Origin of the sequence: Arthrobacter sp. yr096 (assembly GCF_900108925.1) — a bacterium.
Taxonomy (GTDB): domain Bacteria; phylum Actinomycetota; class Actinomycetes; order Actinomycetales; family Micrococcaceae; genus Arthrobacter.
This window is the reverse complement of sequence record NZ_FNYI01000002.1, coordinates 669,056-681,806: the sequence shown is the minus strand read 5'-3', so window position 1 is coordinate 681,806 and position 12,751 is coordinate 669,056. Positions and strand designations below refer to the sequence as shown.

General features: G+C 63.0%; 12 protein-coding genes. 11 read left to right on the top strand and 1 reads right to left on the bottom strand.

Translation table 11 applies throughout. The features are described 5' to 3' along the window. Positions 1-24: 24 nt before the first annotated feature. Positions 25-2,622 (top strand): glycoside hydrolase family 78 protein, encoded by a 2,598-nt coding sequence (locus tag BMY91_RS07905; RefSeq protein WP_090820592.1) that lies wholly within the window; start codon positions 25-27, stop codon positions 2,620-2,622. A gap of 89 nt (positions 2,623-2,711) precedes the next feature. On the opposite strand, the gene BMY91_RS07900 is transcribed toward BMY91_RS07905, so the two are convergent. Beyond that, complete coding sequence (locus tag BMY91_RS07900) at positions 2,712-3,170, bottom strand: MarR family winged helix-turn-helix transcriptional regulator (protein WP_090820590.1); 459 nt, start codon at positions 3,168-3,170, stop codon at positions 2,712-2,714. Between the two features lie 139 nt (positions 3,171-3,309). On the opposite strand from BMY91_RS07900, the gene BMY91_RS07895 reads away from it, so the two are divergent. From BMY91_RS07895 to BMY91_RS07850, 10 genes are all read left to right on the top strand, one after another. After that, positions 3,310-4,260 carry an SDR family NAD(P)-dependent oxidoreductase gene (locus BMY91_RS07895; protein ID WP_090820588.1) on the top strand — a complete coding sequence of 317 codons (951 nt, stop codon included), beginning with the start codon at positions 3,310-3,312 and terminating at the stop codon, positions 4,258-4,260. Positions 4,261-4,262: 2 nt separating this feature from the next. Then, the gene (locus BMY91_RS07890; RefSeq protein ID WP_090820586.1) at positions 4,263-5,153 is read left to right on the top strand and encodes an amidohydrolase family protein; all 891 of its coding nucleotides are present in this window, start codon (positions 4,263-4,265) and stop codon (positions 5,151-5,153) included. A 1-nt stretch (position 5,154) separates the two neighbouring features. After that, complete coding sequence (locus BMY91_RS07885; protein ID WP_090820584.1) at positions 5,155-6,390, top strand: acyl-CoA dehydrogenase family protein; 1,236 nt, start codon at positions 5,155-5,157, stop codon at positions 6,388-6,390. A 30-nt stretch (positions 6,391-6,420) separates the two neighbouring features. Beyond that, a complete protein-coding gene (locus tag BMY91_RS07880) occupies positions 6,421-6,876 on the top strand; it encodes a MaoC family dehydratase (protein ID WP_090820583.1) in 456 nt (151 codons plus the stop codon). Positions 6,877-6,923: 47 nt separating this feature from the next. Next, positions 6,924-8,249 carry an MFS transporter gene (locus tag BMY91_RS07875; RefSeq protein ID WP_090820581.1) on the top strand — a complete coding sequence of 442 codons (1,326 nt, stop codon included), beginning with the start codon at positions 6,924-6,926 and terminating at the stop codon, positions 8,247-8,249. Between the two features lie 12 nt (positions 8,250-8,261). Further along, positions 8,262-9,812, top strand: coding sequence for an o-succinylbenzoate--CoA ligase (gene menE / locus BMY91_RS07870; protein WP_090820580.1), 1,551 nt, complete (start codon positions 8,262-8,264; stop codon positions 9,810-9,812). Continuing rightward, on the top strand, positions 9,809-10,279 hold the full coding sequence (locus BMY91_RS07865; protein WP_090820578.1) for a DUF3237 domain-containing protein: 471 nt from the start codon (positions 9,809-9,811) through the stop codon (positions 10,277-10,279). The genes menE and BMY91_RS07865 overlap by 4 nt, the downstream gene beginning before the upstream one ends. A gap of 189 nt (positions 10,280-10,468) precedes the next feature. Further along, on the top strand, positions 10,469-10,963 hold the full coding sequence (locus tag BMY91_RS07860) for a DUF805 domain-containing protein (RefSeq protein WP_090820577.1): 495 nt from the start codon (positions 10,469-10,471) through the stop codon (positions 10,961-10,963). A 173-nt stretch (positions 10,964-11,136) separates the two neighbouring features. Beyond that, positions 11,137-12,354 carry an L-2-hydroxyglutarate oxidase gene (gene lhgO, locus BMY91_RS07855; protein ID WP_090820575.1) on the top strand — a complete coding sequence of 406 codons (1,218 nt, stop codon included), beginning with the start codon at positions 11,137-11,139 and terminating at the stop codon, positions 12,352-12,354. A gap of 90 nt (positions 12,355-12,444) precedes the next feature. Beyond that, on the top strand, positions 12,445-12,654 hold the full coding sequence (locus tag BMY91_RS07850) for a hypothetical protein (RefSeq protein WP_090820573.1): 210 nt from the start codon (positions 12,445-12,447) through the stop codon (positions 12,652-12,654). Positions 12,655-12,751: the final 97 nt, after the last annotated feature.

The following is a 12,751-nucleotide window of genomic DNA, read 5'->3' as shown; positions in this document are numbered from 1 at the left end:
CACACCACCAAGGAGACTTTCCCTATGCCCGTCACAGTGCATCCGGCGACCTTTGAACACCTGCCCCCTACGCCTGGAACCGGCACCCTCGGCATTGGCCTGGCCACGCCGCGCATTTCCTGGAAAACCAGTGCCCAACCCGGCTGGGTCCAGGCGGCATACCAGGTTTCAGTGACCACCGCTGATGGACAGTGGACGGGTGAACGGATCGAGTCCGCAGAGTCCGTCCTGGTTCCGTGGGAAGCCACACCACTGAAGTCGGCCCAGCGTGCAGAGGTCAGCGTCCGCGTCTGGGGCGCAGGTGACCAGGCACCCAGCGCGTGGAGCCAGCCATCCGCCGTCGAAAGCGGTTTGTTGAAGCCGGGCGACTGGACGGCCACCGCCATCACCCCGGCGTGGAACGAAGACCCCGACGCCGACCGGCGGCCACCGTTGCTGCGGCGCAGTTTCACCGCGGACAGGCCCGTTTCATCTGCGCGCCTGTACGTCACGGCGCACGGCTTGTACGAGGTAGAGATCAATGGCGTCCGCGTGGGGGAGGATGCTCTTTCGCCCGGTTGGACGGTCTACGGCGAGCGTCTGCGCTACTACACCTACGACGTCACGGGGCACCTGTCCGACGGCGGGAACGCCATCGGCGCGCTGCTCGCGGACGGTTGGTACCGCGGCCGGATCGGTTTCAAGGGCGGCTACGCAAACCTTTACGGTGAGAAGATCGCGCTGCTGGCGCAGCTTCACATCACGCACGACGACGGCTCGGTCACCGTGGTGGGTACGGACGGGACCTGGAAAGCATCCTTCGGACCCATCCTCGTCTCCAGCCTGTACAAGGGCGAAAGCTACGACGCCCGGGAACTCCCGCCCGGCTGGAGCAGCCCCGGCTTCGACGACTCACGCTGGGAGGCGGTGTCCGGCGTCGAACGCGATCCCAAGACGCTGGTGGCACCGGAAGGTCCGCCCGTCCGCTGCACCGATGAGCTCCGCCCGGTGAGTGTGTGGACGTCCCCCTTGGGCAAAACGCTGATCGATTTCGGCCAGAACCTGGTGGGCCGCCTTCGGATTTCTGTCCACGGTGATGCTGGTTCCACTGTCACGCTCCGTCACGCCGAGGTCCTGCAGGACGGGGAGCTGTATACGCGCCCGCTGCGTGGCGCGGATTCCACGGACCACTACACCCTGGCGGGGAGCGGTGAGGAGACATGGGAGCCGCGGTTCACTATCCACGGTTTCCGCTACGCCGAGATCACGGGCTGGACCGGCGGGGACATCGCAGAGAATGTTGTGGCGCGGGTGTACCACACAGACATGGAACGCACGGGCTGGTTCGAGTCCTCCAATCCGGACCTGAACCGGCTCCACGATAATGTGCTGTGGAGCATGAAGGGCAACTTTGTGGACATTCCCACGGACTGCCCTCAGCGCGATGAGCGCCTCGGGTGGACCGGAGACATTCAGGTGTTCGCCCCGACTGCCGGCTTCCTCTACGACTGCTCAGGAATGCTGTCCTCGTGGCTCAAGGACGTGGCGGCGGAGCAGCTGCCGGACGGTACCGTGCCCTGGTACGTGCCGGTCATTCCGGGCGGCAACTACTGGACCCCCATCCGTCCAGGCGCCGTGTGGGGAGACGTGGCGGTGTTGACCCCCTGGACACTTCACGAGCGGTTCAACGACCCCGGAATCCTTTCAACCCAGTACGAAAGTGCCAAGGGTTGGGTGGATTTGGTGGACCGTCTGGCCGGCGGGGACCACCTCTGGAACGGGAGCTTCCAACTGGGCGACTGGCTCGATCCGACGGCCCCGCCGGAAGACCCCACCAAGGCCATGACTGATAAACATCTTGTGGCAACGGCGTACTTCGCCTGGTCCGCACGGCACCTCGCCAAGTCGGCAGCTGTGCTCGGCAAGTCCGATGATGAGTTGCACTACCTCACGTTGTCCCGCGCAGTTGCGGACGCCTTCGCCCGCGAGTACATCCAACCTGACGGCACCATGACCAGCGATGCCCAGACGGCTTACGCGCTGGCGATTGTGTTCGACCTCTTCCCGGATGCCGGCTCCAAAGCACGCGCGGGTTCCCGGCTGGCCGAGCTGGTGCGGGCCAACGGCAACCGTATTGGCACCGGTTTCGCCGGCACGCCGGTGGTCTCAGACGCCCTCACGATCGCCGGAGAGATCGAGGCCGCCTACGACCTCCTGCTGGAAAAGGAGTGCCCGTCATGGCTATACGCCGTGGGCCAGGGCGGAACCACCATCTGGGAGCGCTGGGATTCCATGCTGCCGGATGGTTCCATCAACCCGGGGGAGATGACCTCCTTCAACCACTACGCACTGGGGGCTGTGGCTGACTGGATGCACCGTGTGGTTGCCGGCCTCGCTCCGCTGGAGCCCGGATACCGCAGGATCCTCGTCAAGCCGCAGCCAGGTGGCGGCCTCACCTGGGCATCGGCCCGCCACGAGACGCCGTACGGAACCGCTTCGGTGCTGTGGAAGATCGACGACGGCAACCTTAGTGTCGTCGTCGAAATTCCCACAGGAACCACGGCACGGATTGAGCTGCCCGGGCAGGAACCGCTTGAGGCGGGTTCGGGCCGTCACGAATTTGCGGTGCAGCTGGTTTCCTAAGCGGCGCTACTGTTCTCCGGGCGTTTGACGCGAAGAGCCGGGCAGGGGACTTCCCTTGCCCGGCTCTTTGCTGTTTGTTTGACGGTGATCTAACCCCACAGTGCCTTCTTGAGCAGCGCCCTCAGCTGCAGGTTTTCATCCTCGCTCAGGGCCGCCAATTGGGTCTGCTCGCACACTTCCAGCCCGGCCCGCGCTTTGGTGTGGATCCGGCGCCCTTCGGCGGTGGAAACGATGATCTTGGCGCGCCGGTCCTGCTTGCCTTGGGCTCGTTTGACCAGGCCGCGGTGTTCGAGGTCATCCACCAGGCTGACCACTTGGCTGGGGTCCAGGCTGAGGAAATCAGCCAGCTCGCGCTGCGTGGGCTCCAGTCCGCTGCAGGCGAGCGTCAGCACGGAAAAGGACCGTTCCCGGAGTCCATAGTCTGCCAGCGCCTTGTTGTTCAAAAGGGAGCCCGTGGCGTGCAGCTTGGCCAGCAGCAAGCCCACATCGTTGCCGATTTTGGCCGCGGCCAGGCGCGGGATTTCCACTTCGGTGCTTTGCGGGCCCATGACAACTCCAATAGTAATGAAAAACAATCGTTGACTTTTTCAATGATCCGTATTCTCATTGATCATGACAAGGATCTCACGATGCAGTGGGATCGGCCTCACCGGCTCAGGCCGGTTACTGCATGCGAAGGAGCACGCCATGAGCTTGAACGGCAAGGTTGCAATCGTCACCGGAAGTGGACAGGGTCTTGGACTCGCTTACGCGAGGGAGCTGGCCCGCCAGGGTGCCGCCGTCGTCATTAACGACGTAAACGCCCAGACCGCTGCGGACGCTGTGGCGCAGATTGAAGCCGACGGCGGCCGGGCCACCGCTGTGGTGGTTCCGGTGGGCACCACCGACGCTGCGAAGGCGCTGGTTGCCGGTGCTGTTGAGGTTTTCGGCCGGCTGGACATCCTGGTCACCAACGCCGGAATCCTGCGGGACAAAAGCTTGCTGAAAATGACCGACGAGGACTTTGACCTGGTCATCAACGTCCACCTCCGGGGCACGTTCACCTGCGTCCGCGAGGCCTTCGCTTACTTCAAGGAAAACGGCGTTCCCGGGCGCATCATCACCATCGGATCGCCGACGGGCCAGCGCGGCAACTTCGGCCAGACCAATTACGCGGCGGCCAAGGCCGGAATCGTCGGTATGGTCCGCACCTGGGCACTGGAAATGAAGAAGGCCGGTGTGACCGTCAATTCGGTGATTCCGGTGGCCGCCACGGCTATGACCAAAACCGTCCCGTACTTCCAGAAGGCAGTAGACGCTGATGAACGTGGCGAGTCCATGCCGTCGTTCTTCCGCCACGACCTCGGCTTTGGAACGGCCGACGACGTCGCCGGGCTGATTGCGTTCCTCGCCTCTGATGCGGCTGCCGGGATTACCGGCCAAGCGATCGGCGCCGGTGGTGACCGGTTGCAGGTTTGGACACACCCGACGGCGGCGAGCACCGAGTACCGCGAGGGCGGCTGGAGCTACGAGGCGCTGCAGGAGAACGCTGGATCGCTTTTTGGTACTGAGGCACTGCAGAGTTACGGCGAGGAATTCCTGCCGCTGCCCGAGGAACTCCAGCCGGAGCCGGTGGCCGTACCGTCGCAGGCCCGCTGATCATGGCAACCCGCTACGAACTGGGCATCGACCCCGCAGCCCTGGACGGCATCGACATGCACGTCCACCTCGAAGTGGACAGCTGCGGCCACGGCTCGCTTCCCGAAGCTTTGACAGAGGCCTCGGCGAAGTACTTCAAGTCCGAGGACCGCACGCCATCGCTGGACCGGATCGCCGAGGTGTACCGCGAACTGAACATGGCCGCCGTCGTGTTCACTGTTGACGCCCGCACCCAGCTCAAGCACGAACCGAACAGCATCCCGGAACTGATCGAGGGCGCTGCCCGAAACAATGATGTTCTGATTCCGTTCGGCAGTGTGGACCCACGGACGGGGGAGGACGCGATCGCGGGAGCCAAGCACCAGGCTGTTGAGCTCGGCGCACGGGGTTTCAAGTTCCACCCGTCGCTGCAGGGCTTTGATCCGTCCAACGAGACGTTCTATCCCCTGTGGGAAACCCTCCAGGAACTGGGGCTTCCCTGCATCTTCCACACCGGTCAGAACGGCATGGGCGCTGGCCTTCCCGGCGGGTACGGGATCAAGCTGGCGTACTCCAATCCTCTGCTGCTGGATGCCGTTGCGGCCGACTTTCCGGGCCTGCAGATCATCATGGCCCACCCCTCGGTGCCGTGGCAGGACGAGGCGAACTCCATCGCGACGCACAAATCCAACGTGTTCATTGACCTCTCCGGGTGGTCACCGAAGTATTTCCCGGAATCCTTGGTTCGATTGTCCAACTCAGTGCTGCAGGACAAAGTGTTGTTCGGCACCGACTTCCCGCTGATCACCCCGCAGAAGTGGTTGGGGGCGTTCGCGGACCTGCCGTTGAAGGACGAGGTCCGGCCGAAGATCCTCAAAGACAACGCTGTGCGGCTGCTTGGTTTGGGTGGCTGAGATGACCGCAACGGCTACCACTAAGACCAGCCAGGAACAGCGGCTCTATTCTGTGGCGGACTGGTACGACGCCGAAGCTCTCCTGAGCACCGCGGAACGCCAAGTACTTGGCCGGCTGCGGGACTTCCTGGATACCGAAGCCAAGCCCCTGTTGGCCGAGTACTGGGAGAAAGGGGAGTTCCCCGAGCAACTGGCCCGGCCGTTGATTGACCTGGACCTGATGGAACCGGCCGACCTCACTGTTGAGGCCCCTGCGAGGGGGATTTACCACGGCTTCCGGATCTTCGAACTGGCTCGTACTGACGCTTCGCTGGCCACCTGGTACACCGCCCAGGCAGGGTTGTTCCGCACAGCCATCCGGGTGGGCGCGTCCGAAGAGCAGCAAAAGGAGTGGATGCCCAAGGTCATCGACTTCTCCCTCAAAGGAGTCTTCTCCTTGACCGAACCCGGGCACGGCTCGGATGTCGCGGGCGGTTTGTCCACCACCGCCCGCTACGAAGAAGATCCCGACGGCGGCACTGGCTCCGGTGCTTGGGTTCTGGACGGTGCCAAACGGTGGATCGGAGGCGCGTCCACAGCCGACGTGCTGTGTGTATTCGCCCGCGATGTCGCCGACGGGCAGGTCAAAGCGTTCCTCGTTGACCGCACCGCTCCCGGGGTGTCCCTGGAGAAGATCCAAGGTAAGACTTCACTGCGGATGATGCAGAACGCCCACATCACCTTGGACGGTGTCAGGGTTTCGGAGGCCATGCGCCTCCATAACGTGAACTCATTCAAGGACGTGGCCGCGATGCTGAGGGCGATGCGCTCCGATGTTGCATGGATCGCCACCGGCCTTCAGGCCGGTGCCTTCGAAGCGGCCCTCGCCTACGTCCGGGAACGCCAACAGTTCGGCCGTTCCCTGGGCTCCTTCCAACTGGTCCAGGAGAAGCTGGCCCGCATGCTCGGCAACATCACAGCTTCGCTTTCACTCGTTGTCCGGCTGACCGAGCAGCAGGGCTGGGGCATCTACCGGGACCAGGACTCGGCCTTGGCCAAGATGCAGACCAGCCTCATGATGCGCGAGACCGTCGCCCTCGCCCGCGAAGTGGTGGGCGGCAACGGCATCACCCTCGCCTCCGACGTCGCGCGTTTCCATGCCGACGCGGAAGCCGTCTACTCCTACGAAGGCACCCACGAAATCAACGCCCTCATCATCGGCCGTGCCCTCACCGGTGCCAGTGCTTTCACCCACTAAATCTCTTCAACAACAACACAGGAGGCAAAGATGCCCAATCTCGTCGTCGATTTCGACACCCTGCTCACCATGTCCGGCAAGGACCTCGGCACCACCGACTACCGCGAAATCACCCAGCAGCAGATCAACCTGTTTGCCGATGCCACGGACGACCAGCAGTGGATCCATGTTGATCCCGAACGCGCCAAGGACGGTCCTTTCGGTGCTCCGATCGCGCACGGTTTCCTCACCCTGTCCTTGATCATCCCCTTCTGGGGCGAACTCTTCGACGTGGAAGGCGTGACCACCAAAGTTAACTACGGCCTGGACAAAGTCCGCTTCACCTCACCGGTCAAGGTCGGCTCCAAAGTCCGCATGAACGGCAGCATCGCCGAAGTCACCGAGGTCAAGGGCGGCGCCCAGATCAAGGTCAACGCCACCATCGAAATCGAAGGCCAGGAACGCCCCGCCGTCGTGGCCGAGTTCCTCGCCCGCTTTTACAAGTAAGCGATCCTCAAACCCACCTCCTTTCCCTCCTCTCCCAAGGAACAGCCATGTCAGGACGCACTGCGCTCGCATCAACGAGCACGGCCGCAAAGCGCAAAGAGGCGCGTACGGTCATCTTGTCCAGCTATCTGGGCAGCACCATCGAGTTCTACGACTTCCTGCTGTACGCAACGGCCGCCGCGGTTGCCTTCCCCAAAGTGTTCTTCGCCGGTACTGACGAGTGGGTGGGCGTAGTCGCCGCGTATGCCACGTTCGCCGCCGGCTATGTTGCCAGGCCTTTGGGCGGCATCATCTTCGGGCACTTCGGTGACCGGATCGGCCGCAAGGGCATGCTCATTGTCTCGATGGCCATGATGGGCATCGCCTCCACCCTGATCGGACTGATCCCGGGAGCCAGCGTCATCGGACCTTGGGGCGCTGTGATTCTGGTGATCCTGCGCGTTTGCCAGGGCATCGCCGTCGGTGGTGAATGGGGCGGGGCCGCACTCATGGCCTTGGAGCATTCGGATCCCAAGCGTCGCGGCTTTGCAGCGTCGTTCGTCAACGCCGGCGCCCCGACGGGTGCCGTTCTGGGCACCGTGGTGATGGGCATCTTCTCCGCCCTTCCACAGGATGCGTTCCTTGCCTGGGGTTGGCGGGTGCCGTTCCTGTTGTCCTTCGTGCTGTTGATCGTGGGCATGTTCGTGAGGTTGCGGGTTTCAGAGAGCCCAATCTTCGCCGAAGCAGTGGCCAAGGAGAGCGCCCAGGGCACCAAACGCAAGATCCCGCTGCTGGAAGTGCTGAAGCGTCCCAAGGCGCTGATCATGATCATGTTCGCCGGTGCCGCGGGCTTCGGCCTCCAGGTGGTGCTGCCCACGTTCTCCGTCACCTACGCAGTATCCAAGGGTGCACCACAACAAGGCGTGCTCTATGCCTTCGCGGGAGCCTCGGCCATCTCCATCCTTTTTGTCCTACTGGGCGGAAGGCTGTCCGATCGCTTCGGCCGCAGGCCTGTGATGGTCACCGGTCTGGCCCTGTTCATCCTGTACCTGTTCCCCATGTTCGGCATGCTCAGCTCAGGCAACATAGGGCTGGTCTTCCTGGCCTTCACCGTGGCCTTGGTCCTGCATTCATCCCTCTACGGACCTTTGGCCGCGTTCGTCTCCGAGCAGTTCGGCACCACCAACCGCTACACCGGTGCTGCCGTTGGCTACCAGTTGGCCACCTTGATCGGCGCCGGCTTCACACCTGGGATCGTCGCCGGGCTGTACAAGGACGCCGGTCAGAGCATCGTCCCCGTGGTGGTGTTCCTGTCCGTCATGTCGCTGGTATCGATTGTCTTCATCCTGCTGACGCGGGAGTCTAAGAACAACGACCTCTCTACGGTCAGTTAGGAGCACTGCACCATGGACAACAACGGAGTTGGATCCTGGCTGCACCGCCGCCGCGCCAAGTCGGGGCCCAAGACAGCACTCATTTCCGGCAGCCGAACCCTGAGCTACGCGGAACTGGCCGAGCGGACCGATCGCTTGGCCAACGCCCTCAAGGACAGGGGAGTGGCCAAGGGGGACCGGGTGGCATACCTCGGCGAGAACCATCCCTCCTTTGTGGAGACATTCTTCGCGTGCGGGCTGCTGGGAGCGATCTTCGTTCCGCTCAATACGCGTCTTGCCGCTCCCGAACTTCAGTTCCAGCTGCAGGACTCCGGAGCGCGCCTGCTCATTAGCGCCGCATCGTTGGAAGTCGTCGCCTCCGCATCCTGCGCGGACACCGGCGTGAACCATCGTCTTGTGGTGGCTCCCGACGGCGGCGCTGACGGTTCCGCAGTAAAGCTGCCATCCGGCGTCGAGCACTATGGCGAGGCGATTGCCGCGGCGGCCACGACGCCGCTGGATGAGCCGGTGACCCTGGACGATGCCGCCATGATCCTCTACACCTCCGGCACCACCGGCAAGCCGAAGGGGGCGCTGCTGACCCACGGCAACATCACCTGGAACTGCATCAACACGGTGGTGGACATGGACGTGAACCGCAACGACGTGGCGCTGATGATCTCACCCCTGTTCCACGTGGCGTCATTGGACATGGGCCTGCTTCCCATGCTGCTGAAGGGTGCCACCGTGGTGCTCGAGGCCAAGTTCGACGCCGGCCGGGTACTGGAATTGGTGGGCCAACACAGGGTCACCACCCTCAACGGCGTCCCCACCACGTTCCAGATGCTCTGTGACCATCCGGAATGGTCGACGGCGGATCTCAGCTCCCTGGACAAGCTCACCTGCGGCGGTTCCGCGGTTCCTGGCAGGGTTTTGGAGGCCTATGAAGCGCGCGGCATCGGATTTACCAGCTGTTACGGCATGACCGAAACTGCGCCCGGCGCCACCATGCTGCCCGTATCCAGGTCAAAGGAAAAGGCTGGCTCGGCAGGCCTGCCGCACTTCTTCACGGACGTTCGGATCGCCGATCCGTTGGGCGGCCTTGCTTCACCTGGTGCCGTGGGCGAAATCCAGATCTCCGGCCCCAACGTCATCAAGGAGTACTGGAACCGGCCGGAGGCCACGGCTGACAGTTATGCGGACTCATCCTGGTTCCGTTCCGGGGACATGGGCCACCAGGACGACGAGGGTTTCCTCTTCGTGTCGGACCGCATCAAGGACATGATCATTTCCGGCGGGGAAAATATCTACCCGGCAGAAGTGGAAGCCGCTATCGCCGAGCTGCCCGCGGTGGGGAGCGTGGCCGTCATCGGTGTTGCGGACGAAACCTGGGGAGAGGTTCCACGGGCCATCGTCACCCTGCGTGATGGCACCACCCTCACTGAGGAGCAGCTGCGCTCGCATCTGAGCGGCAGGCTGGCCAGGTACAAGATCCCCAAATCCGTGGTGTTCGTTGAGGAGATGCCGCGAACCGCCAGCGGGAAGATCCGGAAGATGGACCTCCGGAAGCAATTCGCGCAGTGACCACTTTTCCGGAGCCGCCCACGTTGACGTTCCTGGCATCCTTGAGCGTCGACGTGGGCGCGCCGATTGACGTGGGAGTCACGCCCGAGGGGCACCGCCGGATCATTCCCATTATTGGGGGAACAGTATCCGGTCCGGGGCTCAGCGGCCGGGTTCTTCCTGCGGGCGCTGACTTCCAGATTCTTCGCAGTGCCGAGCTGACTGAGTTGGATGCCAGGTACGCGCTGGAGCTGGATGACGGGTCTGTGGTGTTCGTGCATAACGTTGCGCTCCGGTTCGGTTCCGCGGAGGACATCGCCCGTCTCAACCGTGGGGAGGACATTGATCCCGCGCTGATCTACTTCCGTTGCACGCCACGGTTCTCCACGTCAGCCCCCGGGGTTGACTGGCTGAATCACGTGATCACGGTCGGAACAGGGCGCCGCAGGCCAGGTTCTGTGGAAATCGACGTCTTTACGGTCACCTGACGAAACGCGGAACTGCAAATAAAGAATGTTCCAGAGGGTTTTGGGCGACATATTCCGTTACTGGGCTAAATCAGGGTTAATTTCATCCAACGAACTGCCTAATTGGCCCCCGGGGCATTACGATAAGCACGACTCATCACTGAGTACGACTCATCTCCATGACTCACACCTACCCCGGGGGAAATACCAATGACCAGTTACCCGCAACAACCTCAACAGACCCAGCCGTACGCCGCGCAGGCCGGCGAGCCGCCGCTGTGGGCTCCGTATTACGGCGCTCCGATCGGCGCCGCAGTTCAGCGTTTCTTCAAGAAGTACACCGCATTCTCAGGCCGCGCCAGCCGCAGTGAATACTGGTGGGTCGCCCTTGTACTGGGCGTCATCGGCTTCGCCATTCAGATCCTCACCTTGGTTCTGGGCAGTGCCGGAGCCACCGTCTCTGCAAGCGGAACCACCACGCCGGGGCCCGGAGCCGTCGTAGGCCTTATTCTGGCCATCGTCTTCTATCTGGCAATTCTCATCCCGTCCATCGCCCTGCTGGTGCGCCGCCTCCACGACGGCAACTTCAGCGGATGGATCGTACTGATCGGCCTGATTCCCGGCTTGGGCGGACTTGCACTCTTCGTGTTCTCGCTCCTGCCGTCCAACCCGGCCGGCCAGCGTTTCGACCAGCCGACTGCATAGCCACATACGCAGCACGTCATCAGCAAGACGCAAAAGGGGCGGCACGCCATGTGCCGCCCCTTTTGCGTGTGCGTCCCCCGTGTCCGCCCCTTGTGCGCACCCACAGCATGCAACCCGGCGAACCACTCCATGAAATGCTGTGAAGTGACGCGACCCCAACGACGAGGAGTGCCATGTCCAACCCTCCGGGCACCAGAACCATCAAGCGCTGCGCCGTGGTTGGCGGCGGGATCATAGGCATAGCGGTGGCCAGAGAACTCGCCAGCAAGCTCCCGGGCGCCCACATCACCGTCTATGAGAAGGAAGACCGTCTCGCCGCCCATCAGACCGGCCACAACTCCGGGGTGGTCCACGCAGGCCTTTATTACGAGCCCGGCGGCCTGAAGGCGCGGTTGTGCCGCAGGGGAGTGGAGCTGCTGCAGGAATTCTGTGCCACCAAGGACCTTCCCTACGAGGCCTGCGGGAAGCTGGTGATCGCCCAGACGCCGGAAGAGTCGAAGCGTCTCGACACTATTTTTGCCCGGGCTACGGCCAACGGAGTGCCCGGAGTGCGGATGCTGCGTGCCGGGCAAATACCCGAGGTGGAGCCGAACGCCGTCGGGCTTTCTGCTTTGCACTCGCCGGAAACGGCGATCGTTGATTACGCGGCCATCACCGAAGCTCTGGCCGACGACGTTCGGGCGTCGGGCGGGACTATCCGCCTTGGGCAGGAAGTGACATCGCTTGAGCAACAGGGCCGGGGCGTGGTGGTGTCAACGCAGGACGGCAGGGAACATTATGACCTGGTGGTGGCGTGCGCGGGGCTGCAATCGGACCGCCTGGCAAAGGCAGCCGGAGAGCCTGCCACGCCGCGGATCGTGCCGTTTTTTGGTCAGTACTTCCTGTTGGGCCACGAGGCACGTGACCAGGTAAGGGGCCTGATCTACCCTGTGCCGGATCCCAAACATCCATTCCTGGGAGTGCACCTCACCAAACGCATCGACGGCGAAATGATGCTCGGCCCGAATGCGTTCATCTCCTTCGGCCGTGAGTCCTACGCCTGGAAGGACGTGAAGGTGCGCGACATCCTGAATTACGCACTCTTCCCAGGATTCTGGAATTTTGCCCGGCAGAATGTGCCGTCCGCCGTCCGTGAATTCCAGACCGTCGTGAGCAAGCAGAAGTTCATCCGGGAAGCGGTGCGTTTTGTACCCTCGCTGGAGGGCGCCAGCATCATCCCAGGTACGCGTGGGGTGCGGGCCCAGGCCATGAACGGTGACGGTTCGCTGGTGGACGACTTTGTGATCGCACGACGCCGGGACGCCGTTTTGGTGCGCAACGCGCCGTCGCCGGGGGCTACCTCGTCCATGGCGATCGCGGAGTACATCGTGGAGCAGGCTTTGCAGGACTGATGCGCGGCCGCGACATCAACGGCGCGATAGTTAACAAACCCGTGACGAAGCGGAAACGGCGTGCAAATCCGTGCCGGATAGCGTTGCCGCATGATCGCATCAGTAGCCTCGCTTGCAACCCGCATTGGCACCACCCTGGCGGCATGGATCGAGGCCGCCTACATTGTGGATTGCACTGGCCCGGAAGATTCAGTTGCCGGACAGGAAACCATCGATTTGACCTGGCTCCCGGCCCTGAGTGGAGTGACGGTGGCCGGTGCGCGGGCCATCCAATCACACGCGGAAAGGCCCCGTATTTAGCGGGGGGAACCGCTCGAAAAGCTGCAGAATGTCGCGTTGGGCACACTATTCGTTTATCGCGGGTACTATGCCCTAAACTGCTTCACTGAGGTGCCGG

Bases quoted from the DNA above. Each gene is read 5' to 3' on its own strand.
- BMY91_RS07875 (WP_090820581.1), top strand. From the start codon at position 6,924: ATGTCAGGACGCACTGCGCTCGCATCAACGAGCACGGCCGCAAAGCGC.
- menE (WP_090820580.1), top strand. From the start codon at position 8,262: ATGGACAACAACGGAGTTGGATCCTGGCTGCACCGCCGCCGCGCCAAG.
- BMY91_RS07885 (WP_090820584.1), top strand. From the start codon at position 5,155: ATGACCGCAACGGCTACCACTAAGACCAGCCAGGAACAGCGGCTCTAT.
- BMY91_RS07905 (WP_090820592.1), top strand. From the start codon at position 25: ATGCCCGTCACAGTGCATCCGGCGACCTTTGAACACCTGCCCCCTACG.
- BMY91_RS07895 (WP_090820588.1), top strand. From the start codon at position 3,310: ATGAGCTTGAACGGCAAGGTTGCAATCGTCACCGGAAGTGGACAGGGT.
- BMY91_RS07860 (WP_090820577.1), top strand. From the start codon at position 10,469: ATGACCAGTTACCCGCAACAACCTCAACAGACCCAGCCGTACGCCGCG.
- BMY91_RS07850 (WP_090820573.1), top strand. From the start codon at position 12,445: ATGATCGCATCAGTAGCCTCGCTTGCAACCCGCATTGGCACCACCCTG.
- BMY91_RS07890 (WP_090820586.1), top strand. From the start codon at position 4,263: ATGGCAACCCGCTACGAACTGGGCATCGACCCCGCAGCCCTGGACGGC.
- BMY91_RS07900 (WP_090820590.1), bottom strand. From the start codon at position 3,170: ATGGGCCCGCAAAGCACCGAAGTGGAAATCCCGCGCCTGGCCGCGGCC.
- BMY91_RS07880 (WP_090820583.1), top strand. From the start codon at position 6,421: ATGCCCAATCTCGTCGTCGATTTCGACACCCTGCTCACCATGTCCGGC.
- lhgO (WP_090820575.1), top strand. From the start codon at position 11,137: ATGTCCAACCCTCCGGGCACCAGAACCATCAAGCGCTGCGCCGTGGTT.